The organism is Kineococcus indalonis (assembly GCF_009906395.1).
GTDB lineage: Bacteria > Actinomycetota > Actinomycetes > Actinomycetales > Kineococcaceae > Kineococcus > Kineococcus indalonis.
In genome coordinates, this window is sequence record NZ_JAAALM010000002.1 from 1 (window position 1) to 25,145 (window position 25,145).

Genomic DNA, 25,145 nt, shown 5'->3' on the forward strand with positions numbered 1-25,145 from the left:
CCCGGGAACCCCAGGCGCTGCGGGACCGACCCCGCCCGCACCGGGCGAGGTCGGTCCCGCAGCGCCTGGGGTTCCCGGGGAGCCGGAGGGCCCAGCACCGCCCGGCGCGCCGGGTCCAGCTGTGGGTCCACCGGCTGCTCCACCTGAGGGTGCGCCTGAGCCGGAGGGAGCGGCGCCGTCCGCGCCGCTGCGCGTCAGCAGGCGCCCGGCGTGCACCGCGCCCATCGGCACGGCGGCTGCCAGCGCGCCTGCGGCCGCGCTTGCTGCGCCGTTCCCGCCGCCGGTCACGGAGGCGACCATGGGAACGCAGAAGCGCATCAGCGCCGGCAGGGCGATGAGGGCGACGGCCATCATGCCCAGGCCGGTGAGGATGTTCGCCAGGCCGGAGGGGTCGTTCGGGCTGGAACCGGCCAGGCGGAAGGCGGTCGCGTAGACGATCCCGGCGGCCGGCTTGTAGAGGATGAAGGCCAGCGTCCAGCCGACACCGCGCTCGAACCACTGCCGCCCGGTGCGCATGTTGGTGAAGGAGGCCAGCGTGGGCATCACGCCGGCGAGCAGGATCAGCAGACCCCCGCGGACGAGCATCAGCGCCACCTGCAGGAGTGAGGCGCACAGGGCGAAACCGCCGAGGGCGATGACCAGCAGGTTCGCCAGACCACCCGTGACGGGGCCGGACAGTGCGAGCAGCGCCTGGACGTTGGCGCCGAAGTCGGAGTTGCCAGTGGAGCGCACCACGATCCACTGCGCGAACTCGTCCGCGGCGACCGTCAAGGCGGCGACGGCGCCCAAGCCCACCGCGGAGACCACGATGAGCGTGAGCATCGAGCGCAGCAGGTCCTGCACGCCGCTGGCGCGCTGCTCCCACGCCAGACGTCCCGCTCCGACCAGCAGTGCGAACACGGCCAGCGCGGCGGTGTAGTAGCCCAGGCTGCCCTGGATGAAGGCCACCGGCGCAGACGGTGAGCCCAGCCCGCCGGAGGTGGCCAGGTCGGGCGTGGGGACCGCGATCCACACGCTGCCGAGGGACTGCAGGGCCTGCCCCAGAGCCTCGGTGACCTCCGAGGCGAAGGCGGTGAAGATGGTGCCGGCGGCCTCGGAGGCGACACCGGCCGCGGCCTGCCCTCCACGGCAGATCAGGTCCAGGGCCGCGCACTGCTGGGCGGGATCTTGGGGGACGGTGGACATCAGGCTCCGCTCCAGGGGGTGAACCCGGTCAGGTCAGGGGCCGCCGAGGCCAGGGAGGCCAACGTGCCGTCGCCTGGGATCTCGAGCTTCCAGTCGCCCTCCTGCCACAGCAGCGGCAAGGACAGCACCCCGACCGTGGTGGAGGTGCCGCCGCCCACGGCCATGCGCACGGTCGCTCGCTGGGCGGTGTAGGAACTCACGGCGAAACCACGCAGCTGCATGCCGGAGTTGGTGGCTGCTGGACCGCTCAGCCGCAGCTGCTGCAGGGCCGCCTCGCGGCCAGGGGTAGCCGCGGCGCTGTGCTGGGTCATCGCCTGCTGCAGCGCGGGATCGCTGCTCATGCCCAGGATGTTGGCGGCGGCGAAGAGCGCACCGGTGGGTGAGTGGGTGAAGCAGGCGCGGTGGCCGTCCTCCCCGATGCGTGCAGGTCCGTACAGGGTGGGGGCCGCCGGGACGGCGGTGTAGCCGACCAGCTGCCACGTCACCTCCCCGGCGGGCGGCCCGGAGGGGATGACCTGATCCCCTCGGGGCAGCCCGCAGGCGCTGGCGTCTGTCGAGACGACCGCGGTGCCTTCACCGGAGGGGCGTGGCGCGGGGGTCGCTGAGTCGGCGCCGGAACCGGGGGGCAGGACGCTCACCACGATCCCGGCGGCGAGAAGGAGCACCACCACGGTGGTGGCCAGGATCGGCCACCACCGACGGCGCAGGCTCCGGGGCCTCGACAGGCGCCGCATCGTCAGGACACCGCGCCCACGATGCCGCCGGCGGCGCCGACGATGACAGCAGCGCCGAGGACCCAGCCGAGTCGGCTGGCGTTCTCGACGCCTTCACCGCGGCTGTTCCGGACGGCCAGCGTGCCGGCGATGATCAGCACGCCGATCACGCAGATGGCCAGCACGATCCAGCCGATCCAGCCGATGATCGTGGAGATGTTCTCGGTGCCCGGGGGTTGGGTGGGCGTGACGTCGATGGCTGACAGGAGCGAAGTGGTGAACATGAGGGTCCTTCCGAGGTGAGGTCAAAGGGAGTGAGACGAGGCGGGTGCCGGGGGTAGTTCTGCGGGCGCAGGAGTGCGGGCGACCTCCTTGCTCAGTCGCCGCAGGGCGCGCGGTAGGTGACGCAGCACCGGGGTGTCCCCGGTGCGCCACTCCTCGATCCAGGCGATGTGCCAGGACTGAGGAGCTCCGCCCTGGACGAGCTGGGCGAAGTCGCGCAGGGCGTCGGGAAGGCGCCCGGGGGCATCGGCCAGCAGCGCCAGACCCACCAGGTGCATACCGGGAAGCGCCCCGGAGGCGAAGTCGGTCAGGGCCCGCTGCGCAGCGCTGAGGCCGGCGTAGCTGGTGCGGGCGCACACGAGCACCCGGGAGGTGGTGCCGTCGGTGTGCACCGGCCAGCGGTGCTCCGCGGCACGCGCCCCGTGCAGGGCAGCGGCCAGGGACGTCTCCCCCGCACCACCGTGGGCACCGAGCACCCACAGCTGCCCACCGCCCGTGCTCTGGCGGGCGGTGGAGCCGGACAGGCGCTGACGCGGCAGCTGCTCGCCGGTGGGAATCGGCTGCGTGCCCAGCTGCTGCGCAGGCCCCCAGAAGACCTCCAGCGGGTCCTGCTCCGGGGCTGCCGGCTGCGTGGGTTCGGTGCTGGTCTCCGGTGCGGTCAGCCACCGGTTCGGCGGGCGTTCCTTCGCCATGTGCTCTCCCTTCTGTTCGCCGCACGAGCGGGTCGGTGGCTCGAAGTGGCTCGAACCGGCTCGGTGCAGCTCTGACCGGCTTCCGCCAGCCTATCTACACTGTTAGTGTAAGTACAGCCCGCTAAGAACACTGACCACCCGTGATGAGGAGAGGCCGACGATAGATGAGGAGACTCGATGAAGTGCTCGCCGGCCTTCCGGAGCGCCCCAGCCCCGAGGAGCTGGCCGAAGTTCTCGGAGTTCAGCAGCAGACGGTCTGGCGCTGGCTGCGTCGTGGAGTGATCCCCGGCCGCAAGCTGAGCGGCACCTGGGTCGTCTTCCGCGACGAGGTGCGCGACTCGCTTGCAGTGCAACTAGATGCCCAGGCGGCCGCACGATCGGCGGCGCAGCTCCAGGCGCCGGTGCAGGAAGGTGTCGACTCCGTCGACGGCCTCGACGAACCCGACCTCACGCTGGGAGGTGCTCCCACATGAGGTGCAGTTCTCGGCGTACAGCCGTTCTGGCCGCTTGCGCCGCTCTCGTGCTCACGCCGACGGCCTGCGCGGCCGATGACCCCTCGCCCGTGCGCGCACAGGCCGACCCCTTCGCTACCTCCAGTGTAGAAAAGGACGGGTACGCCCACCTGGAGGAGGGCTTGGAGCCGCTACCGCCCTCGCCCACCTGGGACGCCGCAGCCGCGGCCGACTCCGCGCGCGTCGCGGCCAGCGCGATGAACGCCTTCGCCCGATCCGACCTGGACGCCGCGACGTGGTGGCAGCAGCTGCGCCCGTGGCTGACCGAAGCCGCCGCCAGCGCCTACCAGGACACCGACCCGGTGGGCGTGCCTGCTCGCGCGGTCGTGGGTGAGCCCGTGCCGGGAAGCGCGGGTACTGCAGCGGGTGCTGACAGCCCCTACCTGGCCACCGTCACGGTGCCCACCGACGTCGGGGACTACACCGTCTTGCTCTCGCGCGCCGGCGACGGCGCCACCTGGCTGGTCGAGCGGCTGACACCGCCTGAGAGCGCCGCGGGGTGAGTCAGCGCAAGACCGCGACCGCCGCCTTCGTCCTCACCCCGCTGCTGCTGATGGGCGGGTGCTCCGGTGCCCTGCTCATCCTCGGCGGCAGCCAGCTGGCCTCGGCCACCTCCTGCAGCGCAGGCGGCAGCTCGGTGCGAGTGAGCATCGAATGGTTGAGCATCGACGGGGTACCCGCCGGTTCCGTCGCCGGGTACAGCGGCGAGCAGCTGGCCAACGCCGCAGCCATCATCAACGCCGGCGCCGCCCTGGGGCTGAGCGTGCGCGGACAGACCATCGGCGTGATGACGGCGATGGGCGAGTCCTCGCTGACGGTGCTCGACCGCGGCGACGCCGTCGGCCCCGACTCGCGCGGGCTGTTCCAGCAGCGCGCAGGCGGCGCCTGGGGCAGCTACAGCGACCGCATGGACCCCACCATCAGCGCCACCAACTTCTTCCGCGCGCTCATGCGCGTGGCGAACTGGGAGACCCTGTCCCCCACCGAGGCCGCCCACCGCACCCAGCGCAACGCCGATCCTTACCACTACGCGAGGTACTGGGATGCCGCGGTGCAGGTCGTCACCGCACTGTCCGGCAGCGTCAGCATCGAAGGGCTCAGCAGCGGCGCCGGCGAGAACCCGTGCGCGGCCGGCGGCTCCTCGACCGCCGTCTCCGACGGCGGCTGGGCCAAACCCTCGGACGGCCCCATCACCAGCCGCTTCGGCAGGCGAGGGGCTCCCACGGCCGGAGCGAGCACCATGCACAAGGGCATCGACCTGGCGCCCGGGTGCGAGGAGCCGATCTGGGCGGCCGCTGCCGGTGTCGTCATCCACTCCGGCACCGGCAGCGGGTTCGGGCACTACATCGCCATCGACCACGGCGGAGGCGTCGTCACCAGGTACGGGCACATGTACGCAGGCGGCCTGCTCGTCAAGACCGGCGACAAGGTCACCGCGGGCCAGCAGATAGCCCGCATCGGCAGCGATGGGACCAGCACCGGCTGCCACAACCACTTCGAGGTCGTGGTGGGCGGCGCAGCCGTCGACCCCGTCCCCTGGCTCGCACAGCGCGGCATCACCTTCTGACAAGCAGCGAAAGGCGACGACATGAGCACGGACATGAGCATCGACACCACCGAGGTTCCCACCTTCCCCCTGGTCGACGTCTGGGTCGACGCCGACGGCAGCGCCGACATCGCCATCAACGGCCGCTGCTTCACCGTGCGCGCCGGCACCGTCGACGACGCCGTGGCGCAGAGCGTGCAGCTGATCGCCGAGCGGGCCGCGCAGCCGGTCGGCCGGGCGGTCCTCGTCACCACCACCGACCCCGACGGTGACTGGCGCCTGGTCATCTCCCCCGACGGCACCGTGCGCGAGGCGCCCACCACGGCCCGCGCCACCGAGCGGCAGCCGCGCCCGACGCGCATCGCCCCTGCGCAGCCCGAGGTCACCGTGCACGAGCCCCCGCACGAGGACCCCGCGCTGCCCGCTGAGGAACCGCTGTGGGAGCAGGAGGACACCCGAGGTGCACACCGCGATGCGGAGCGAGCGGCGCCGGTCCAGCCGGCCTCGCTGCCCGCGCGGGCCGAGGTGCCTGCCGTCATCGACCTCACCACAGCCCCTGCGCCGGTGCAGACGCCCGACGCGGCGGTGCAGCGCACGCCGGTGGCGGCGCCGACCCCCACCCCGGCGCAGGACCACGCGTCGGCCGCCGACGCCTCGCGGGCCGACGACTCGCCTTTCAGCCGGCTGCCCAAGGCCAAGCCCGTGCACGGACCGGAGAGCACCCGCTCGCGCTGGTCCGCTCGTCGCGGCGGACCGCAGACCGCGGCGCAGCCGGTGCCGGTGCCGGCCGCGCTGCCGCCGCGGCCGACCACGGGAGCGGCGACAGCGCACAGCGCAGCGCACACCCCCACGCTCGACGACCTGATGCGCTCCAACGCCGTGCAGACCCCCACCGCCCCTGCGCAGCAGGGCTGGCAGGGGGCAGTGCGTCAGCTCAGCTCCGGGCGCCTGGCCCTGCAGCCGGGGCGGCACGAGCTTCAGCTGCGTGCCCTGATCGAGAAGGTGCGCCGACCGCTGGAGGGCCCGCGCACCATCGTGGTGGCCAACCCCAAGGGCGGCGGCACCAAGACCACGACCATCTACTGCCTGGCCGCCACGCTCGGTCTGCACCGCGGTGGGGGCGTCCTGGCGTGGGACAACAACGAGACCCGCGGCACCCTCGGCTGGCGCGGGGAACGCTCCGCCCACACCCGCACCGCCATCGACCTGCTTCGTGACCTGGAGCAGCTGCGCGCCGGCGGGCTGCGCGTGGGTGACCTCGACCGCTACGTGCGCCAGCAGTTCTCCAGCCACTTCGGCATCCTCGCCTCGGACGAGAACCCGGCCTCCTCCGCGCTCATCGACGGCGAGGTGTTCATGGCCTTGCACCGGCCGCTGGCGCAGACCTACCGCATCCTGCTCATCGACACCGGCAACAACATGCGCGCCTCCAACTGGCAGGCGGCTCTCAACGTCGCCGACCAGCTGGTCATCGCCTCCACCGCCCGCGAGGACACCGCGCAGTCCGCGGCCTGGCTCATCGACGGCCTGCGCGCCGCGGGCAAGGAGGAAGTGGTGGCAGGCGCCGTCACCGTCCTGACCGGCAACCCGCAGAAGGGACGCGCCCAGCGCAAGGAGGACGAGGGGCTCAACCAGCGCCTGTACCGCCACTTCCGCAGTGCCACCCGCGAGGTCGTCACCGTTCCCCACGACGGCGCGCTCATCGGAGGTGGACCGATCAACATGGAGCTGCTGCAGGACAGCACCCGTGAGGCGTGGTTGCGGGCGGCCGCGGCCGTGGTCGGTGGTCTCTGACCCGGCTGAGCGCCCGGTCTCCGAGCCGGTGCTGACGGCCCGCGCCCGCCGGCTGGCATGAGGAAGGCCCGGTCCCCCCGCGGGCCGGGCCTTCCCCGTGCTGCCGTCAGGACGCCGAGGGCTCCTCAGCGTCCGCGCCGTCGGCGTCCCCCGACGTCGACGGCGTCCCGTCGGCGGGCGTGAGCACGATGATGGTCGGGTCCGCCTGGCTGCTGACGCTCACGGCGTCGGTGCCTTCCTGCGCCTCGCCGGCCTTGGCCGACTTCCGCGGCACGTACACCTGCGCATCGGCCGTCCCGTCCAGCCGCAGCGTCACCTCACGGGTGGGCACGTCCAGCGCCCTCGCCGCGTCCGGGTCCCACACCGGCTCCGCCTCCCACAGCGCCACCACGCTCGAGCCGTCGGCGCGGGGCAGGACCACGCTGGTGGTCGCCTCTCCCCCGCCCTCGACCTGCACGCCCAGCGCCCGCGCACCGGCCGCCCCGCTGCTGCTCGTGCTCCTGGTGGTGGCGCTGCTGCTCGTGCTGATGCTGCCCTTCATCACGCTCAGCAGGTTCTTCAGCGCGGTGAAGGCCGGCTTGGGCGAGCCGTCGGAGTGCACCAGCCCGAAGTGGTCCTCGGCCTCGGAGTCGTCCTCGCCCTCGTCGAGCAGCTCGTAGACGTACGAGCGGTCCACACCGTTGCGGTAGTTCTCCAGCAGCTGCTGCAGCTGCAGCGTGGCCTGCGCGTCCTCGGAGACGTGCGGCTGCACCCCGTTGCCGGCGGTGGAGGCGGTGGCGGTGTGGAAGCCCAGCTCGGTGGCGTACAGCGCACCGCCCTCCTCCACTGCCGCCTTGAGGGTGACGCGCTCGTCGGCCTCGGCCTGCTGCGGGGCGGTGGTGTCGACCGAGGGGGTGACCTTGTGCGTCAGCTGCATCTGGTGCTCGGTCTGCTCAGCGGTCTGCATGTGCCCACCGGTGTACGGGTGGGCGTTGGCGACGTCGCTGGGCACTTCGCCCAGCTCCTCGCGCGAGCCGTCGTGCACCAGGGAGGGCGCCACCACCGCCACGTCGTCGCCCAGGCTCGCCTTGACCTTCTCGTACAGCTCCGCTTGGTGCTCGCGGATCTTGCCCGCCCAGGAGGGGTCGCCGTGGTTGTCGCGCTCGTTGGCGCCCTCCACGCTCTCCACGTTCAGGTCGCCCTCCTCGATGAGCTGCAGCTGCTTGTCGATGGAGAAGGAGGAGTCCTCCGGCTGGGACACCCAGTTGATGCCGATGCCGGCCTGCCCGATCTCCTTCATGGTGGCGATCGGCACGGAGTCGTTCGAGCCCAAGCCGTCGCGCACGTGCTTGACGCCGAGGTCCTTGAGCAGGGCCACGGTGTCCACCTGCCCGTAGGAGGTGTCCAGGTAGGCCACGTGGATGCCCACGCCGACGGAGTCGACGAACCCCTCGGCGGTCAGCGTGGTGTGGTTGGTCCCGGCCGGCAGGGCAGCGACGTCGGCCGCGACCGGCTCGTCCTCGTCGCTGCCGTCCTCGTTCTCGACGTCGTCCTCGTCGCTGGAGTCATCGTTGAGGTCGATGATTCCGAGCTTGTCGAGCAGGCGTTCCCACAGGCTGTCCAGGTCGTCCTGGTCCTCGGGGTTGCTCGCCGTGGGCGCCGGAAGGTCCTCCCGCGTGGGCGTGGAGGCTGCGCTCGAGCGGCTGGTGGGTGAGGTCGTCCCGGCGGGAGCCTCGCTGTCGGCGTGAGCGGGCACCACCAGTAGGGGCGTGACACCGATTCCCAGGGCGATGCTCAGGGCCAGGCTCCGGCGGCCGTGGCGGTGCCTGCTGAGGCTGAGCCGCCGCGCGCGGTCGGTGGGGGTGGGGTGGAGGGGCACGGTGACTCCTGGGCTGACGGCCCCGGTCCATCGAGTGTGTGCTGCCGTTCCTGAGGACGGCGGGACGGTGCTCGCAAGCCCGGGGCGAGACGGCTTCTGAGGTGATTCAGTAGAGAAGATAACCGTTGAGTGTGCTCTGAGTGTAGTAGGTGGTGCTGAATTGATCGTTGCTCTACCAGGAGCGTGGTCGGCGGTGGGCGCGGTGCGGCAGGTACCCACCTGCCACAATCGGCCTGACCACGAACGTGTGCCGAGGAGATGAGAGGGGCGGGTCTCGCGTGCCGATTCCGCGCAAATCGCAGCCCGAAGAAGGGTCCATCGCCCAGCGGCTGGACCTGCTCTTCGAGTACGCGCACCCTGCGGACCGCGGGCCCTACACCGTCGAGGAAGTCGCCGCCGCCTTGACCGAGCGCGGCGAGAAGGTCGCGGCCAGCTACATCTACGCCTTGCGCAGCGGGGCCAAGGACAACCCGACCGTCAACCGCCTGCGCGCGCTGGCGGACTTCTTCGGTGTGCCGGTGACGTACTTCTTCGAGGACCAGTCGCGCGAGGAGATCGCCGCGGCCCTGGAGATGGCCCGGGTCATGCGCAAGCACAACATCGTGATGCCCAGCTCACGCGCACTGGGCAGTGCCAGCGTGCCCGAGCAGGTGCGCGCGCAGGCGGAGCGCTGGGAACGCATCGCCGCTCTGCTGCAGAGTCCCGATCTCGGCCGCGGCCGCAATCCCGGTGCTGCACGCGCACGAGCGGTGAACGCCGATCCGGACGACGAGGACGAAGAGGACGAGTAGTCCACCCTCCTCACAACCCAGCCGGCTTGCGTGGGATGGCCGGAGCCTGCGCGCCGACCAGGTCGACGCGCGAGCCGAGGACCACTCGCCGCGCCTGCTCCAGGTGCAGCCAGGCGGGCAGTTCCAGCGCGATGCCGGCCGGCGCCGCGAGCGTGTCGCCCTGCGGCGGTGCCTCGGCCGCGCCGCGGCCGGTGATGCCGCAGGTGGTGATGCCGCAGGTGGTGACGCCGTGGGTGGTGCTGGCTTCCCGCAGCAGCAATCGACGGGTCCGCTCGACCCGCACCGCCCAGGCGAGCAGAGGGGTGGAGACGCCCGAGCCCGGTGCCAGGTCGGTGGCGATGCGGGAGGCGAGGACCCGGGTGTCGGCCGTCTCCTGCTCGGCCAGTCGCAGGAGGCAGTCGTGGATGTCGGTGGTCACCTGCTGCAGGGCGTAGCGGGGGTGCGGGTGGCGCTCCGGGTAGGCGTAGCCCGGGCACACGCGCAGCAGGTCGCGGCGCAGGGGCAGCAGGTGTCGGCGTTGCGCGATCGCCGCGAGCAGCGAGCGCGAGCAGAAGGCGTTCCGGCGCATCCGAGCCTTCGTAGTCCTCACGCGCTGCGCAGCCGCAGGGCCGCGACTCGGCTGGTGCGAGGAGACGCGTTGCGACGCAGCATGAGCATCTGCGCCATCGTCTCTGCGTCGCGTTCCATCTCCAGCTCCCACCGCCCGCGCCCCACCCCGGCCGGCAGTTGGCTGCGCGCCTGAACCGGCCGCTGACCATCGCATCTGGAGGTGGAGTGCAGTGCCTGCAGCCGTCCTCCGGCGGAGGCGTCGTCGAGGTGCCCGAGCAGGATGTGGGCACCCTCGTGGAAGAGCGTGTTGTCCAGTGGCGCATCGCGCAGGGATGCGTCGTAGCTGATGACCAGCGCACCCTCGATGCGCACGGCCTCCCCGACCCGGTCTTCGGTTCGTACCAGGTCGGGCGCCTCGAACAGGTGGATGCGCTTGCCCACCGCGTCGGCGACCAGCATCAGGAAGTCGGCACCCGTGATGCCGGCGGGGGCGTCCAGGCCAGCCAACGCGCTGCGGCACCGGGCCCACCTCGCTGCGGCCTTCAGCACCGTGGTGATCTCCTGCTCCGCGCTGGCGCAGTGCCGGGCCTCGATGCGCCGGAGGTACCCGGAGCGCTGTCAGCGGCCGGGCGCACACTGGAGTCGGCGGCGTTGAGTGGGTGCCGCCGAGCCTTGGGCATCCAGTCGTGAAGCTGAGAAGTCACGGGGTCCTCGGCTGTCGATGAGGCGGGCGTGCGTGCTGAAGACTCTCACAGCGTCTTCGGTGGGCCCATCATGCGCCTGTAGGCGCTGTCAGAGCAAGTACGGGTCGCTGCGGGCCACTTCTAGGGCTTCAAGGTCACCGGAGGACAGGTGTGCCAGCATTGGCGTCGCCCGCTGGGAGTCCCCGCGGCAGGTTGCAGAGCTGTCAGGAGGGCAAGACCGATGCCGCGCAGGCGCAGCGAGGAGCCCTCCCCGCTTTCCATCGCCGGCCGCCTCGAACGCCTCATCACCACCGCGCAGCGGATGGGACGCGGCCCCATGGACTCCCAGCAGATCGCCACGCTCACCCAAGAGCTGGGCCACCCGCTCACCAGCTCGTACATCTCCCAGCTGCGGCGCGGCAGCCGCACCAACCCCACGATCGACAGCCTGCGCACGCTGGCGACCGTCTTCAGCGTGCCGATCAGCTACTTCTTCCCGGCCGAGGCCGAACCCGACGATCAACTCCCGGCGCGCCCCGGAGCCGGCGAGCGTCCCGGCGGCGCGGGAGGCGGCGCCCCGCCGCCTGTCGTGCACCAGCGCTCCGAGGTGACGTCCTCGGTCGCCGCCAAGCTCGAGGAGCTCTTCGAGCGTTCGCGCACCCCGCAGGGCACTGCTCGCACCGTCGAGGAGGTCGCTCGGCGGTGCGCGGAGCTGGGCTACGAGGTGAGCGCGTGCTACCTCGAGGACCTGCGCAACGGTGTGCGGGACAACCCTTCCGTCAAGGCGCTGGAAGGCATCGCTAAGGCCTTCGGCGTGCACGTCTCGTTCTTCTTCTCCGCGCCGGCTGAGATGGCCTCCGAGCAGGACGCCGCCCAGGCCGACCGGGCGCTCGAGGAGGCGATGAAGGACGAGGGCATCCGGGAGATCGCCCTGCGCTCCTCCGAGCTCGACCCCGCCGGTCGGCGCATCCTGGCCGCGATGCTGCGCGAGCTCAGCGACGTCAAGATCACCCGGCACGAACCCACTCCACCCCCCTCAGCCGCCGACGGTGAGTAGGTAACGGTTGCAGCGGAGGCGTTGGTGCACCCGGGGTGCACGGCTCGGAAGGGTCGTCGGCCGTTGTTACGCTGCGCCGGTCCCTGCCCCGAGCCCCGGAAGTGCGCCACCTCGTGAAGCTCTCAGCGGTTCGTCTCTCGCGGTTCCGTCAGCGCAACACCACCCCCGGCGCGAAGCTGACCAGCGCGCAGGCCAAGGCCGTCGAGCGCGAGTGCCTGGACGTGCTGGCGCAGCTGCGACCGCGGCCGCCCTTCGACAAGGACACCTTCCTCAGCCACATCGCCTACCTGGCCGGCGGGCCCATCTACACCGGTGTCCTGCCCGACGGGTGGGCGGACCTGCTGGTCTCTCGGCACGGTGGGCACACCAGCGCCATCACGCTCTCGCAGTACGACGGCTGGGCGATCTACGTCAACGCCCGTGCCGGGGTGCCGGACGTCCTGAACTACGGGCACGAGGCCGGTCACGTGCTCTTCGACGCCCCGCGCGGCGACGGCGCCCCGCCGGATGAGGAGGTGCTGCACCTGCCCCCCGCCGGCAGCGCCGAGGCCGAGCGCCTGCTCACCGCCTCGTGGTCGCGCCGCGGTGGCTTCGCGGGCCTGCCGGAGTCGCGCGCCGAGCGGTTCGGCACGCTGCTGAAGGCCGGCCTCGAAGGGCTCGGCGCGCAGCCGCATGAGCAGGACGGCAGCCTCAGCTCGCTGTTCCGCGCCGGCGATGTCTGAGACGATCCGCGCGCTGCTGCCCTGGGTGCTCGTGCCGGGCGTGCTGGTGATGGTTCCGCTGGTCGCCTTGCGGGCCCGCTGGGGCAGCAGGAGCCGCAACGGCCGCTTCGTGAAGGTGCTGGTGTCCGGGGCGGCGATGATGACGCTCACGGTCCCGGCCATCGGCGCGATCCTCGACGACCAGCTCGGGCTCGTCGGGGTCCAGACGCTCGTGTGCGACTGCATCGCCATCTACCTCTCCCGGCAGGGTGCCCTGGCCATCTGGGAGGAGACGTCGGGCTCCTCCCAGGGCGGGAAGCACCTCAACGCCGGCCTGACCGCGCTGAGCGCCGCCGGTGTCGCCGTCCTCATCATCGCCTACGTCGCCGTGCACCGCAGCGGCCTGAACCTGCTGCTGCTCAACGCCGAGAGCCTGCAGCCGCCAGCGCTGCTGTTCTGGGTGACGTTCTGCCTCGTCCACGGCACCAACATGGCCTTCGCCCTGGGCCGCGCCGTTCAGGCCCGCTCCGGGAAGCTGGGGCCCGTCAACCGGCTCGACCGGTCCAGCCTGACCTGGTGGATCATCGCCTCCGCGGCGATCTGGGCGTACATCCTGAACTTCCCCGCCGCGCTGGCGCTGATCGCGGCCGGCAGGAGCGATCACTTCGTCGTGGTCAACACGCAGCTGTTGCAGGCGCTGCCGGGACTGGTGGGCTGCATCGCCGGGGCGATCTGCGCGGTCACCTGGGCGGACGCGCGCAGCCGCTTGAAGCACTCGCTGCTGCGCCCGGCGTGGGCGTGGTGCACGAAGACCGAGCAGGACGTGGTCCTGTACCCCTTCATGCACACCCCGGGGCACCGGCTCTCGCGCAGGAGGACCGAGGTGTCCTTGGCCGTGGACCGGTTGCTGGCCTCGACCACGACAGCTGAGCGCGCGCAGGTGGGCAACGCCGTCCAGCAGGGCACGGTGCGCGCCCAGGACCACTGGGGTGTGCTGCTGCACGCCGGGCGCCGCGCCCGGTTTCAGGGTCGCTCTCCCCAGGCGCTCTCCCCCGGCGAGACGCTACCGCCGGGCCCTGGCAGCACGTGGCAGCTGCAGCGCACCATCGTGCGCCGGCGCCACTACGGCCGGTTGCAGGCCAAGGCCCTGCAGCAGCCGCTCCTGGCCGCAGCGTCCGCCGCGCAAAGCTGAGGCTCGCCCGCAACCGGCCGGCGACGGCTCACACGCCCAGGGCGTCACGGAAGGTGTCGGCACCGAGCAGAGCCCCGGGCGTCCAGGCGCCCGGGCGCCCGCCCTCCAGCACGCCCAGCACCGTGCGTGCCGCGATGCGCGAGGTGAGCGTCAAGGAGTCGCCCGGCTCGATCGTCGCGGTGCGGGTGCCGCCCTGCTCGTCGGTGAACTCCACGTGCACCGCCGAGCCCGGCTCATCGCCGTCCACCCCGGCTCCGGGCGGCGCCTCGACGTAGGCGGTCACGTCGCCGGCGCCGCTGGCGCGCCTGACGGCTTCCACGTCCCCCAGGGGGGCGGCCACCAGCGTCCTCAGCCGCCCCGCCAGCTGCGCCTGCCACAGGTCCGCGCCGATCGGTGCGTGCACGAGCTCACCGTCGACGTAGCGGGTGGAGCCACCCTGCATCGCCGCGGCCGCCGACGCCTTCACCCCGGCGCTGGGCGCGGAGTTCCACGTCAGCAGCACCGAGCGGACCGCGCGGGGCGCCGAGGTGGACTGGGCGGCCAGTTGCATCGTCAGGTACTCGCTGGCGACCAGGCCGAGCCCGGCGCCGGTCACCAGCGTCACCCCGGCCTCGCGCGCTGCTGCGTCGCGCGCCAGCAGTGCCTGCACGGCCGGCTGCTCGTTGGCCAGGTCCACCGAGGAGACCCCGGCGCGCAGGCACGCCTCGATCACCGAAGCGGCCAGCAGCATGAACGGGCCGACGGTGTTCACGACCACGTCGACGTCCGCGACCGCGGCGCCGACCGCCTGCTCGTCCTGCACGTCCACCACGCGCGTGGCCTCGCCCGGCACCCGCAGGCGCTCGGCGAGCTCGTGCAGCCGGGTGCCGTCACGTCCGGCCAGCACCACCTCGACGCCAGTGGCCAGCAGTTCCTCGCTCACGCGCTGCCCGGCGCGCCCCGTCGCACCGAGCACCAAGACCTTGGACACCGCACACTCCCCCATCGCATCGCTGACCTCGGGCGCTCACCCTGCCAGGTGCGCTCTCGGCCAGAGCGCAGGACCTGCCGCCTGCCGCTGCGGCGACGGATCATGTACTGCTAAACGTGGCCCCTTCACGCCGGCACGTCGCACCCGGATTGCGGGATGACCGTGAACTCGTGGATGGCCTGGGACGAGTGGCTGGCGGGGAGGCGTCCGTAGGTGGCCGCCTCCTCGCCAGCACCCATGAGTTCTACGAGAGGTCGGCTTGCATGCCGCCGACGAAGCCACGCCTACGCAGCTCGGTGAGGATGCGCCTGGCGTTGTCGGCCGGTGCCGTCTGAGTGGTGTCGATGGAAATCACCTCGGACGGCGGTGGCTGGTACAGGTCCGTGGTCAGGGTGTATTCACGGTAGCCCTCAGGGTCCGACCCTTTTCGCAGGGCCACCCGGTCGGGGTTGTCGATCCGGCTCACCTGCACGTCGAGGTCGCAGGTCAGCATGACGGCGAGGAATAGCGACCCGCGCCGGTGAGCCAGGGACCGGTAGACGTCGTACTCCTGGGCCGCGGTGGGGCCGTCTTCGATGACGTTGGTGAAGACGTAGCTGTTGGTGGCTGGAGCGAGGTCTTCGATGGTGCGGACGACGGCGTCGCGGATCGGTACGACGTAGTCCCAGATCACCGGCGGGATGAGCTCGACGCCGTCCCACCGGAAGAGTTCGAGCAGGGGCCGGTTGATGAGCGCGTTGTCGACCAGCACGCCGTTGAGCTGTTGGGCGAGCTGTCTGCCGACGGTCCGCTTGCCCATGCCGGGGTAGCCCAGCATGAAGACGACGCAGGTGGTGAAGGTGTCTGTGGTGGGGTCGGTCAAGCCTGCCTCGCGGCGCGTCGGCAGGGGTGTGGATGAGGTGGTCATGGAGCTGCTTCCTGGTTGAGGGTCAGAAGATGGCCGGCCACCGTGTGGTGGTTGGCGTCTGACCGCCCGGCGTCGGGCGGCTGGCCCTCAGCGGGTGCGCGTAGCGGGGAAGCACTCCATGGAACGAACGTAGCGGGTCTGCGGTGTCTGGTCAGCTCCCGAATCGTGCCCGCGGCCACCGTGGAGGGTGGAGTTGATCTCGCTGCTATCGCCCCCTGTCCGGATGATCGTCACGCTCAGCCTGACCTCGCTCATCGACATGTACGTGAAGCTCATGACCGTGAAATCGCCCCTCAGGATCAGCGGCGCAGGATCTGCCGCATGCGCCGCGGCGGTTAGGGTTCCCTGCGTGAGCACCCCTCTCGGCCGCCCCACCGCTTTGATCACCGGCGCCACCGCCGGCCTCGGCGCCAGCTACGCCGCTCACCTAGCGGCCGCGGGCCACGACCTGGTGATCGTCGCGCGGGACGGGGCCCGCCTGGAGGAGACGGCCGAGCGGCTGCGGGAGCGCCACGGCGTGCAGGTCGAGGTGCTGGCCGCCGACCTGGCCCAGCGCGAGCAGCTCGCCGTGGTCGCCGCCCGCCTGGGCGATGCCGCCCGGCCCGTGGACCTGCTGGTCAACAACGCCGGCTACGGGCTCAAGCAGTCGCTGGCCGTCGGGCAGATCGAGCTGCTCGAGCAGCACTTCGACGTGCTGGCCCGCGCGGTGCTGGTGCTCTGCAACGCCGCCGCCAAGGCGATGGTCGCGCGCGGGCGCGGGCGCATCCTCAACGTCGGCTCCATCGCCGCCCTGCTGGCCGGCGGCGGTCACTACGCCGCGCTGAAGGGCTACGTGCTGGCCCTGACGGAGTCCCTGGCGAAGGACCTGCGTGGCAGCGGCGTCAGCGCCACCGTCGTCCTGCCCGGCTACGTGCACACCGAGTTCCACGTCCGCGCGGGCATGAAGGGCGCCTCGGGACCCTCGCGCGCCTGGCTGAACGCCGACGACGTCGTCACCGACAGCCTGCGCGACACCTTCGCCGGCCGCCTGGTCAGCGTCCCCTCCCCGCAGTACCGGGCGCTGGCAGCCCTCCTCGGGGTGCTGCCGCGCAGCGCCGTGCGCGCCGCCTGGCGGCTCGGCTCGCGCAAGGCTCCCTCCAACGCGCGCACGACCTCCCCGGCGACTTCCCCGGCGACCTCCTCGCCGGCCCCCACCGCCCGAGGCTGAGGCACCTGCCGGAGTGGCGCCATCAGAGCTTTCCGCGCCACCATCGACACGCTGTGCGCTCTCACAGAGCTAACAGCGTATGGTGAGCCCGTGCTCGCCGCTAGCCCGACCCGTGCCTCACGCGACGCCGCGTGCCGTGCGACACGCCGCGCGTCGTCCTACTACTTGGAGTCAAACTCCGGTTGGATGGCGCGCATGGCACGAGTCCGAGGTGCAGCAGCCCGACCGCACAAGGCGGCGGCCGCGCAGTTCCCGACGACGCGAGTGGACCCTGAAGCCCTCGCCAAGTTCCGGCGTGCCCGCGAGGCCCGCAACTGCTCCTTCTCGCTGTTGACCGAGGAGCTGCTGGCTCGCGCCATCTACGACGAGCACGGGCACCTGGTGGGCCTGCACCCCGCGCAGCCCCCGGCTGACCCGAAGCAGGAGGAGCTCGACTTGAAGAGCGCCTAAACGACGGAGAGCCCCCCGCTTGGCGGCGGGAGGCTCTCCATAAGTCGCGCGGTCCGGTCTCCACGTTCCCCAACGCAACCGGCCCGCTGTCCACAGGTCCCGCTCTCGCGGGCCCTGCCTTTGCTGTGCCCCTGGCTAGGAGGCTCGGTCATCAGCGTACGTCAACCCTCCCCTGTTCGACCACCCGCGCGCCGCCGTGTCGCGGTGGCCGACCCCACCGCTGACCTGCACGGGGAGCTGTGCCGGCAGATCGACGAGCTGCTGTTCACCCGGCGTTCGTGGTTCTGCATCGACGCGGACAACCGCGCCGTGCCCGGCACCAGGCTGCCCCTGCTGCAGCAGTGCCTGGCCCTGACCGGACGCGGCGAGGTCGCCAGCGTCGTGGGCACGCTGCGCGAGGAGGTCGTCGGCATCGACGTCGATGCCGCCCACGGCGCGGACGTCGTCGTCGACACCCTGCGCGACTGGTGCACCGCCCCCAAGCGTCAGCTGTGGCACCTGGTGCGTCCCTCCGGCGGTGCGCCGGGCCGCGCCCACGTCTTCATCGTCCCCGGCCGCCACCGTGAGGAGCTCACCGAGCTCATCGCCGCGTTGCGCCGCGAGCTGGGCCCGCGGGGCAAGCCGCTGCGCCCTCGCGACATCGACGTGCGCAGCCAGCTGCGCCCGCTGAGCGCTCCCCACCGCCACAAGCCCACGCCGGCCCTGGACGTGAAGGTCCTGGCCACCGCGCTGGAGGGCCTGCGCGAGTACCTGCAGCCACTGCCCCGCCGCATCGCGGCCGCGCGCACCCTCCAGCAGCCGAACCAGCAGTCGGGTCAGGAGCCGGCACGCCGGACCACCAGCGGCCCCGACGGCCCCCTGGTGCCCCTGCCTCGCGCACACCGGCGGCTGCCTGCGCCGTGGGCCGCTTACCTGGATCAGGGGCGCCCGGCGGCCGCGGCCGCCGGGCTCGACCGCGACCCCGGCACCCGCTCCGAGCTGGAGCTGGCCGCCACCCGACAGCTGGTCCTGGCCGGCTGCAGCGAGGAGCAGGCGTGGCAGGCGATCACCGCCGCGCACCCCACCGCCTTCACCAAGGCACGCGGCAACGGGCGCCGCTGGTGGTGGCACGTGTGGAACTCCGCAGTGCGCGGCGCCGACGACTGGCTCAGCAACCGCCGCAGCCAGCTCGCACAGCGGCCCGCCGCCCAGCACCGGGAAGCAGCAGGTGCAGGGGCTGACGAGCGCGCACTGCGCGCCCACGTCGAGCGCGCCGTGGGGCGCGCCTACGAGGCGATGCTGCAGCGCTGGCTGGCCTGGCCCGAGCGGGTGCGGCACTCCGCGCGGGAGGTCTACACCGTCGCCCTGCGCCGCCTGGCCCGCGTCGGGGCGAGCGAGGCACCCATGCCGCTGCGCGACTTCCTCCTGGACTGCGCCGTCGGCTCCTGCAACACCGTGCGCGAGGCCCGCAACCACCTCATCGCCGAGGGGCTGCTGCAGGTGCGCTCCACCTACGTCACCGGCACCACCGACACCGCTGACACCTGGGGGCTGCCTCCCGCCTTCACCGACCCCACCACCGACCCCGCCGCCGGTGCTGTGACCGAAGACGGCATGAGCCAGGACAGCGACAGGACCGGCCTGGACGCTCGCAGCGCAGCCCTGTCGGCTACTGACACACCTAGGGGTTCACCCCCCCAGCCAGCCCTCGCCCTCCGCCTAGCCCTGAAGCTCCCCCGCACCCACCTGCTCAGCACCCTCCAGGCCGCCCGGGAACCCCTGCCCCCAGCAGTGCTCGCCCACCAGGCGGGGTTGCTGCCTGCCGGCACCGGTGAGCACCCCACCCTCAGTCCGCGCCAGCAGCGGACCGTGCGCGCCTACCTGCAGGACCTCGCCGAGCTGGGCTTGGCCTCCGTCGACGCCCACGGCAGCTGGAGTGCGACGAGCCACGAGCAGCACCACTCCCACCGGCACTCTGGCGAGCTGGCCAACGAGCCGGACGCCGTGGTCCTGGCCCGAACCGAGCTGATGCAGGTCGGGCACGAGCGCCAGCAGGCCGTGCGCGCCGTGGTCGAGGCCGAGCGAGCCGACTTCCGGGCACGGATGGACCCCGAGCGACGCCGACAGCGGTGGGCCGCGCAACGCGAGCAGGTCCTGACCCGCCACGCGCAGCACGACGTCGCCCGGCACCGCCGGTGGTGGACCGGGCTGGGGGCAGCCGAGCAGGACCGTCGCCGGGCCGACGCCGCTGCCGCCTTCACCGCCCTGTCCCCCGCAGCCCAGGCCGAGCGCAAGCACGCCCTCGCCCTGCGCCGCGCCCGCGCCGGCGGTGGCGAGAGGGAGCGCTACATCACCTGGTGGAACGGCATGAGCGAACGGCAGCGAGACACCTGCCGCTCCCAGCGCACCCTCCTGTGGCGCCGGCACGACCCGGAGACCCAGCGTCAGCTGGTCGCCGCCTGGTGCGAGCACCGCGCCCGGTGGGGCCTGCCCCAGCGTCCTCGAGGCAGCCGCCACTTCACCGAGACCACCACGGCAGCCCTCTTCGGCCGGGACCTCGTGCTCGACCTGACATCGACCGGCGAGCAGAAGGGCAGCACCTCGGCGCGCCCGGCTGCCCTGGCCCGCTGACCCGCTACCCGTGCGGGCAGTGCCTGCTGCCCCGTCGGACGGTCGTGGCGATGCCGTGCCGCCCGTGCACCACGGCACGACCCTGGTGGCCGTCCGCTGATTCCGCGGAATCGCTCGACCCGTCGGCGACAACCATGCGGGCTGCCAGCCTCCGGGCGCCCGGGCAGTGCTGCCGCCGTCCAGCCCTCCCCCACCGGCGGCCCGGCGATCCCAACGCCACGACCGCGCGCCGCGAACAGCTACCTCTCTCCACGCTGATAGTTCCATCATCATTCGATTACAGTTATGATAATGGAATGATGGAGAACGCTCCTCGGCCCGGCTCCCCCACCCCGCAGCCGACGGGCGCGCCCCGTCGCACCTGCCGCTTCCCCGGCTGCGAGCAGCCGGCGGCTGCCCCGATCTCCGCCACCGGGCAGCCCCCCGCCTACTGCACCGACCCCGAGCACACCGCTGCGACGGCCTTCCGTGAGCGGCGGCGCCTGAACGCCGCCACCGCAGGCGCTCCCCCGGCCGAGGACTCCCGCCCCGTGGACTCCGCCGCCACCCGCGCCGCAGCTCTACGCGGACAGGTCGCCGAGGTCGGCGAGCACCTGGTCACCCAGCTCAGCGCCCTGCTCGACGAGCTGCGGGTCCTGGCCGACCCCGAGGCCGCGGCCGCGCAGATCGAGGCGGTCACCAGCGAAGCCGCCGGCCAGGTCGCCGCAGCCTCCGCCCGCGCCGCCCGCGCGGAGCAGGCCGCCCGGGCAGCCGTGGCCGACCGCGAGCAGGCCGACGCCGCCGCCGAGGACGCCCTGGCCCGCTACGAGGAGCACTCCGCGCAGTGGCAGCAGACGATGCAGGCCACCCAGGACGAGCTGCGCGAGGCCAAGGCGGCCCTGGAGGAGCAGGAGCAGGCTCACCGCACCGCGCTGGAGCAGGCCGCCGAGCAGGCACGCGCCCAGCTGGACGAGCTGACCCATCAGCACGAGCAGGTCTTGGCCGCCGCCGCGGAGCAGCAGGAGCAGCTGCAGCAGACCCACCAGCGCGAGTTGGAGCAGGTGGGCGCCGCCGCCGAGCAGCGCATCCAGGCCGCCGAGCAGCGCCGGCAGCAGGCCGAGGAGGCCCACCGGAGCGCCGAGGAAGCGCAGCGGAACGCACAGGCCGCCGCCGCCCGCGCAGAGGCCGCCGCCGAGGCCGCGCACGCGCAGGCCGAGCAGGCACATGAGCGTGAGCAGCGCTTCCGCGACGAGGCGGCGCAGCTGCGCACCAGCCTCGCCGTGGCCACCGCTGAACGCGACGGAGCACGACAGGACGTCCAGCGGGAGCGCGAGGCCGCCGAGCAGCGCGTCAAGGACGTGCGAGAGGTGCTGGACACCGAGGTCGGGCGGCTGCGCGCCGAGGTCGAGCGGCTGCGCGCCGAGCCGACGGGCCGGCGCGGCACGGGCAGCAAGGGACGCCAAGCACCGGAGGAGCGCGGCGAGTGATTCCGCGGAATCACTCGCCGGGGCAGACAGGGAGGGCGGGCGGCCGCGACGGGGGAGTGGTCAGCGGGCAGCGACGACGGAGCAGCGGCGAACAGCCGTGGTGATTCCACGGAATCACCACGGCGCTGCGCGCCCCTCGGCGTGGCGCCACTGTCACAGCGCCCTCACTCCCTAATGTCGGCATTACCTACATTGACGAGCCGACAGGGAGGCCAGCGATGACGCCACCGAAGAACCGCGGCATCGGTGGGGGAGCGGCGGTCCGCAAGATCGCCCGGCCGACCACCGCAGCCACCTCCACCGCCTCGACTGCGACCACCGCGCAGCAGCCGTCGGCCACCACGCCGCTGCTCGCACCGCGCGAAGGCGCCGGCGGCAGCATCGTGGCGGCCCTGCAGCGCCAGGGCTCCCGAGCGGGCGCCGAGGTCCTCGCCCTGGACCCGCGTCAGATCGCCGAGCACCCGGACAACCCCCGCGAGGCGCTGAGCGACCTCGACGGCCTGGTCTCCTCCATGCGCGAGCTCGGAGTCCTGCAGCCACTCATCGTCGTGCCCCGCGAGGAGCACCTGGCCGCCCACCCGCACCACGCCGAGCACGTGGGGGAGAAGCCCTGGGTCGTCCTGGCCGGCCACCGCCGCCGCGCCGCCGCGCTCGAGGCGGGCCTGCCCACCGTGCCCGCCCTGACCCGCGCCGACCTCGCCGACAAGCGCAGCGCCACCCGCATCTTCCTGGCCGAGAACGTCCACCGGCAGCAGCTGGCACCCCTCGAAGAGGCCCGCGCCTTCTCCGTGCTCGTCGACCTGGGACTCAGCCAGCGGACCATCGCCACCGAGAACGGCGTCAGCCAGGCGCACGTCAGCAAGCGGCTGCGGCTGCTGAAGCTGCCGGCGCACCTGCAGGACGCGCTGCGCAGCGGTGAGCTGGCCATCGGCGACGCCCTCGTGCTGGCCGACGCCCCGGCGCAGGACCGCGACGCCGCCTTTCTGCTGGCGCAGCAGCGCAACTGGCCGATGAGCACCGTCGTCGGGCACATCGCCCAGCAGCGCGAGAGCGCCACCCACCCGCGTGGGGATCGGGCCGCGGCGACCGCCGACGCCGAGGAAGCGCAGCACGGGCAGCAGGGCGACGAGGAGCAGCGGGGGAGCGGGGCACCTGCTGCCCGCACCGCACCGCGGCACACGACCGCTCAGCCGGCACCCCTGCGCCAGGCCGGCGATGACAGCTCGCACGGCGCGCAGGACGCCGGCCAGGTCGACAGCTCGGTCAGCAGCCCGGACGACAGCGACGACGCCGTGCGCCGGCGCGCCGCGGCCTGCGCCCGCCTGACCCGCACCGCCCCCTCGACAGCCCGCCAGCTGGCGGACCTCAGCGCGGCGGTGGTGCAGGGCATGGTCCCCACCGCCGACGTCCTCACCTGCGCCCACGAGTGGATCGGGGACCTCCTCGGCGCCCCGGAAGCCGACGCGCAGGCGTGGCGGGCCACCGTGCCCGCCAGCGAACAGCCCCGCCTGGCGTGGACGCTGGCCATCGCCTCCCTCAACCTGAACGCCGCGCAGCCCGGCCGTACGTGGGAGGCCGCCGACGTCCACCTCGCCGAACAGCTCTCCCGCGTCGGCTGGGTACCCACTCCCGCCGAAGCCGCCCGCCTGCAGCAGACGGGCCTGTGGGCCGCACCGCAGATCACCGCCGAGCAGGAGACCCTGGAAGGAACGAACGCATGATCCTCACCCTCGCCAACCAGGCAGGCTCCGCCGGCAAGACCACCTCCGCGGTCAGCCTGGCCGCGCTGCTGGCCGAAGCCGGGCACAGCGTCCTGCTCGTCGACTCCGACGCCCAGGCCAACGCCAGCACCTGGCTGGGCGTGGACGAGCCCGAGCTCACCACCGGCGACGTGCTGCTCAAGCGCGCCGCGGCCGCCGACGCCATCGTGGACACCGAGGTCGAGAACCTGCGGCTGCTGCCGGCCAACGACCGCCTGGACGGCGACGTCGTCGAGCTGGCCCGGGCGCTGGGCGCCGAGCAGCGCCTGCGCCTGGCGCTGGAGTCCCTGCCCACCCCGGCGGACGTGACGATCATCGACTGCCCCGGCGCGCTGAGCGTGCTGACCGTCAACGCCCTCGTCGCCTCCGATGCCGTGGTCACCGTGGCCCAGCCCACCATCAAGGAGCTGGCCGGGCTGCCCAAGATGGAGTCGACCATCGAGGAGGTGCGCGCGGCGTACGTGCCCAAGCTGCGCCTGGGCGCGGTCATCCCGTGCATCGTGCCGCCGGCCACCTCCGGCGCCGCGTACACCGAGGCGCTGCAGCTGCTGCGCGAGACCTACGGCGAGCTGGTCACCCCGCCCGTGCGCCGCTCGGTGCGCATCCCCGAGGCGTACGCCCACCAGCGCCCGCTGCCGCTGCACGCCCCCCGCGACGCGGTCACCGAGGACTACCGGGCCGTCGTGGCGCACCTGCACGCCGCCGGGCTGCTGCCGTGAGCTCCACCCCCGACGTCTCGGGCGTGCCGGGCGAGGCCGGTGCTGCGCTCAACGTCCCGGACGCTGCACCGGATCGGCGGGAGAGGTTCTCCACCCAGGTGCGCCGCAGCGTGCAGGACCGCGCCCGCGCCAGCGTCCGCGGGATGCGGCTGGCCACCGGCCGCGACTACAGCCTCGCTCAGCTCGTCGAGGACGCTCTGGAGCGGCACTGCACTGAGCTGGAGGGCCACTACAACGACGGTCGCCCGTGGCCCTTGGAACCCCGGCGACCACTTCCACCGGGCCGGCAGTGATTCCGCGGAATCACTGCCGTAGCAGGGCATGGACAGCTGGTCGGACTGGAGCTTCCCCACACCAGCCCGACCAGCTGCGGCAATGATCGTACACTTGTTCGAGTGTCTGTCGACCCGCGCATCGTCTACTCGGGCAGCGCGCCGTGGGAGGACCGGGGGCCCGACGTCACCGTGCCCGAGGAGCGCATCGAGGTTCGCATCACGGCCCGCTTCAAGGACGGCTACGTCGGTGACGTGCTTGGCTGGGCGTCGGCGTGGACGCCCCGGGCGGTGGACTGCTTCTTCCCGCACCCAGATCCTGCGGTGCAGTCTCAGGGGCGGATGTACCGCGTGTGGGTACCCGTCGCTGATGTCAGCCGCGACCTCGGCGACCTCGTGCGCCGGCCCACCGGCGCGGAGGACTCAAAGCCGACGACTGCCCAGGACGACCACGACGAGGACGGCGAGGAGGCGTGGGGCGCCCCCTGACCAACCTGGGGACGGCACGAGCTCCCACCGCTTCGCTGCTCGTCCCGCCCACAGACATCTGATCGGTCTGAGGCGCAACGTGCGGTCCACCGGGCGACAGCGCGCACCGCGGGATGACCGGGAGGTTCCCTGACAAGATTCGAAGATGTCTTGGAAGCCACCCATGCAGGAGAGCCCTCCGCGCGATGAGCGAGTCGAGGCGTGCCGTGACCGGGGGGCGCATCTTCAGCACGCTGATGGCCGCCGGGCGGTGCTGTACTGCCGCGTCGATACCGGCTGGACCTGCACGGGTGGGCACCTGTGGTGGCGACGGTGGTCTACGCCGCACTACCTCCTGCAGGGCTTTTGGTTGGAGGGCGGTGAGCTGACCAGCGACTTCCTCAGCTCTGGTGATGACTTGGCATCGACTCTCGATGACTTCGACCGGGGCGTCTTCATGTTCGTCGGTGAGGAATGGACGGTGCACTGGATGGGTGAGAACGACTCTCGAGCCTTCCGCGAACGGCACGACTTCGAGGTCTCTGAACGGTGACCTGTGCCTCCGCGGTGTGGGTGCTCGCAGCTGGCGTCCCCCGAACGGCCACGCGGATTGCGGGATGACCGGATGTGTCTGCTCCTGGCCGCTGGGAGCATGGGGGATGGACGTCGTCGGTATGGATCCTTCAGACATCAGCGGGGAGGTCGACCGCCCGTCCACCGCGTCCACTTCCGGCATCGACCGCAGATGAGCCTGAGGCTGG

General features: G+C 72.5%; 26 protein-coding genes. 17 read left to right on the forward strand and 9 right to left on the reverse strand.

What is annotated here, in order from left to right; translation table 11 throughout:
- The 4 genes from GTR00_RS00210 to GTR00_RS00225 all read right to left on the reverse strand — a co-directional run.
- A partial coding sequence (locus tag GTR00_RS00210; protein ID WP_166609656.1) for a hypothetical protein occupies positions 1–1,185 on the reverse strand: 1,185 nt, incomplete at its 3' end.
- A complete protein-coding gene (locus tag GTR00_RS00215) occupies positions 1,185–1,670 on the reverse strand; it encodes a hypothetical protein (protein ID WP_166609657.1) in 486 nt (161 codons plus the stop codon). The genes GTR00_RS00215 and GTR00_RS00210, both read right to left, overlap by 1 nt.
- Before the next feature lie 251 nt (positions 1,671–1,921).
- Positions 1,922–2,182, reverse strand: coding sequence for a hypothetical protein (locus GTR00_RS00220; protein WP_166609658.1), 261 nt, complete (start codon positions 2,180–2,182; stop codon positions 1,922–1,924).
- A 21-nt stretch (positions 2,183–2,203) separates the two neighbouring features.
- Positions 2,204–2,872 carry a DUF6668 family protein gene (locus GTR00_RS00225; RefSeq protein ID WP_166609659.1) on the reverse strand — a complete coding sequence of 223 codons (669 nt, stop codon included), beginning with the start codon at positions 2,870–2,872 and terminating at the stop codon, positions 2,204–2,206.
- A gap of 164 nt (positions 2,873–3,036) precedes the next feature.
- Between GTR00_RS00225 and GTR00_RS00230 the strand changes: the two genes are divergently transcribed.
- The 4 genes from GTR00_RS00230 to GTR00_RS00245 all read left to right on the forward strand — a co-directional run bounded on the left by GTR00_RS00230 (position 3,037) and on the right by GTR00_RS00245 (position 6,724).
- On the forward strand, positions 3,037–3,345 hold the full coding sequence (locus GTR00_RS00230) for a helix-turn-helix domain-containing protein (protein WP_166609660.1): 309 nt from the start codon (positions 3,037–3,039) through the stop codon (positions 3,343–3,345).
- Positions 3,346–3,434: 89 nt separating this feature from the next.
- A complete protein-coding gene (locus GTR00_RS00235) occupies positions 3,435–3,887 on the forward strand; it encodes a hypothetical protein (RefSeq protein WP_166609661.1) in 453 nt (150 codons plus the stop codon).
- Positions 3,884–4,951 carry a M23 family metallopeptidase gene (locus tag GTR00_RS25330; RefSeq protein WP_205704740.1) on the forward strand — a complete coding sequence of 356 codons (1,068 nt, stop codon included), beginning with the start codon at positions 3,884–3,886 and terminating at the stop codon, positions 4,949–4,951. The genes GTR00_RS00235 and GTR00_RS25330 overlap by 4 nt, the downstream gene beginning before the upstream one ends.
- Before the next feature lie 21 nt (positions 4,952–4,972).
- Positions 4,973–6,724, forward strand: a complete 1,752-nt coding sequence (locus GTR00_RS00245; RefSeq protein ID WP_166609662.1) for a chromosome partitioning protein — start codon at positions 4,973–4,975, stop codon at positions 6,722–6,724.
- Between the two features lie 106 nt (positions 6,725–6,830).
- On the opposite strand, the gene GTR00_RS00250 is transcribed toward GTR00_RS00245, so the two are convergent.
- Positions 6,831–8,462 (reverse strand): hypothetical protein, encoded by a 1,632-nt coding sequence (locus GTR00_RS00250; RefSeq protein WP_166609663.1) that lies wholly within the window; start codon positions 8,460–8,462, stop codon positions 6,831–6,833.
- Positions 8,463–8,860: 398 nt separating this feature from the next.
- Here GTR00_RS00250 and GTR00_RS00255 point away from each other — a divergent pair, with 398 nt between their 5' ends.
- Positions 8,861–9,373, forward strand: a complete 513-nt coding sequence (locus GTR00_RS00255; RefSeq protein WP_166609664.1) for a helix-turn-helix domain-containing protein — start codon at positions 8,861–8,863, stop codon at positions 9,371–9,373.
- A 10-nt stretch (positions 9,374–9,383) separates the two neighbouring features.
- Here the strand turns inward: GTR00_RS00255 and GTR00_RS00260 are convergent, their stop codons facing one another.
- Both GTR00_RS00260 and GTR00_RS00265 read right to left on the reverse strand, forming a co-directional pair.
- Positions 9,384–9,791 carry a hypothetical protein gene (locus tag GTR00_RS00260; protein ID WP_166609665.1) on the reverse strand — a complete coding sequence of 136 codons (408 nt, stop codon included), beginning with the start codon at positions 9,789–9,791 and terminating at the stop codon, positions 9,384–9,386.
- A gap of 167 nt (positions 9,792–9,958) precedes the next feature.
- On the reverse strand, positions 9,959–10,471 hold the full coding sequence (locus GTR00_RS00265; RefSeq protein ID WP_166609666.1) for a hypothetical protein: 513 nt from the start codon (positions 10,469–10,471) through the stop codon (positions 9,959–9,961).
- A 375-nt stretch (positions 10,472–10,846) separates the two neighbouring features.
- Between GTR00_RS00265 and GTR00_RS00270 the strand changes: the two genes are divergently transcribed.
- The 3 genes from GTR00_RS00270 to GTR00_RS00280 all read left to right on the forward strand — a co-directional run bounded on the left by GTR00_RS00270 (position 10,847) and on the right by GTR00_RS00280 (position 13,555).
- Positions 10,847–11,662: a helix-turn-helix domain-containing protein gene (locus tag GTR00_RS00270; protein ID WP_166609667.1), complete on the forward strand. Its 816-nt coding sequence runs from the start codon at positions 10,847–10,849 to the stop codon at positions 11,660–11,662.
- 113 nt (positions 11,663–11,775) lie between these two features.
- Entirely contained in the window at positions 11,776–12,384 is a 609-nt protein-coding gene (locus tag GTR00_RS00275) for a hypothetical protein (protein ID WP_166609668.1), read from the forward strand.
- Positions 12,377–13,555, forward strand: coding sequence for a hypothetical protein (locus GTR00_RS00280; RefSeq protein WP_166609669.1), 1,179 nt, complete (start codon positions 12,377–12,379; stop codon positions 13,553–13,555). Before GTR00_RS00275 ends, GTR00_RS00280 begins: the two co-directional genes overlap by 8 nt.
- 28 nt (positions 13,556–13,583) lie before the next feature.
- Here the strand turns inward: GTR00_RS00280 and GTR00_RS00285 are convergent, their stop codons facing one another.
- Entirely contained in the window at positions 13,584–14,540 is a 957-nt protein-coding gene (locus GTR00_RS00285) for a saccharopine dehydrogenase NADP-binding domain-containing protein (protein ID WP_240899107.1), read from the reverse strand.
- A 229-nt stretch (positions 14,541–14,769) separates the two neighbouring features.
- Positions 14,770–15,432, reverse strand: a complete 663-nt coding sequence (locus GTR00_RS00290) for an AAA family ATPase (RefSeq protein ID WP_166609671.1) — start codon at positions 15,430–15,432, stop codon at positions 14,770–14,772.
- A gap of 349 nt (positions 15,433–15,781) precedes the next feature.
- Here GTR00_RS00290 and GTR00_RS00295 point away from each other — a divergent pair, with 349 nt between their 5' ends.
- The 9 genes from GTR00_RS00295 to GTR00_RS00335 all read left to right on the forward strand — a co-directional run bounded on the left by GTR00_RS00295 (position 15,782) and on the right by GTR00_RS00335 (position 24,937).
- Positions 15,782–16,639 (forward strand): SDR family NAD(P)-dependent oxidoreductase, encoded by an 858-nt coding sequence (locus tag GTR00_RS00295; RefSeq protein ID WP_323132110.1) that lies wholly within the window; start codon positions 15,782–15,784, stop codon positions 16,637–16,639.
- Positions 16,640–16,903: 264 nt separating this feature from the next.
- Entirely contained in the window at positions 16,904–17,089 is a 186-nt protein-coding gene (locus GTR00_RS00300; protein WP_166609672.1) for a hypothetical protein, read from the forward strand.
- 204 nt (positions 17,090–17,293) lie between these two features.
- A complete protein-coding gene (locus tag GTR00_RS00305; protein ID WP_166609673.1) occupies positions 17,294–19,699 on the forward strand; it encodes a hypothetical protein in 2,406 nt (801 codons plus the stop codon).
- 296 nt (positions 19,700–19,995) lie between these two features.
- Positions 19,996–21,165, forward strand: a complete 1,170-nt coding sequence (locus GTR00_RS00310) for a coiled-coil domain-containing protein (RefSeq protein ID WP_166609674.1) — start codon at positions 19,996–19,998, stop codon at positions 21,163–21,165.
- A 218-nt stretch (positions 21,166–21,383) separates the two neighbouring features.
- The gene (locus tag GTR00_RS00315; RefSeq protein ID WP_166609675.1) at positions 21,384–22,886 is read left to right on the forward strand and encodes a ParB/RepB/Spo0J family partition protein; all 1,503 of its coding nucleotides are present in this window, start codon (positions 21,384–21,386) and stop codon (positions 22,884–22,886) included.
- Positions 22,883–23,644: a ParA family protein gene (locus tag GTR00_RS00320; RefSeq protein ID WP_166609676.1), complete on the forward strand. Its 762-nt coding sequence runs from the start codon at positions 22,883–22,885 to the stop codon at positions 23,642–23,644. The genes GTR00_RS00315 and GTR00_RS00320 overlap by 4 nt, the downstream gene beginning before the upstream one ends.
- Positions 23,641–23,937 carry an urea carboxylase-associated family protein gene (locus tag GTR00_RS00325; RefSeq protein ID WP_166609677.1) on the forward strand — a complete coding sequence of 99 codons (297 nt, stop codon included), beginning with the start codon at positions 23,641–23,643 and terminating at the stop codon, positions 23,935–23,937. Before GTR00_RS00320 ends, GTR00_RS00325 begins: the two co-directional genes overlap by 4 nt.
- A gap of 102 nt (positions 23,938–24,039) precedes the next feature.
- Positions 24,040–24,405, forward strand: a complete 366-nt coding sequence (locus GTR00_RS00330; protein WP_166609678.1) for a hypothetical protein — start codon at positions 24,040–24,042, stop codon at positions 24,403–24,405.
- Between the two features lie 145 nt (positions 24,406–24,550).
- The gene (locus tag GTR00_RS00335) at positions 24,551–24,937 is read left to right on the forward strand and encodes a hypothetical protein (RefSeq protein ID WP_166609679.1); all 387 of its coding nucleotides are present in this window, start codon (positions 24,551–24,553) and stop codon (positions 24,935–24,937) included.
- The last annotated feature ends 208 nt before the right edge of the window (positions 24,938–25,145 follow it).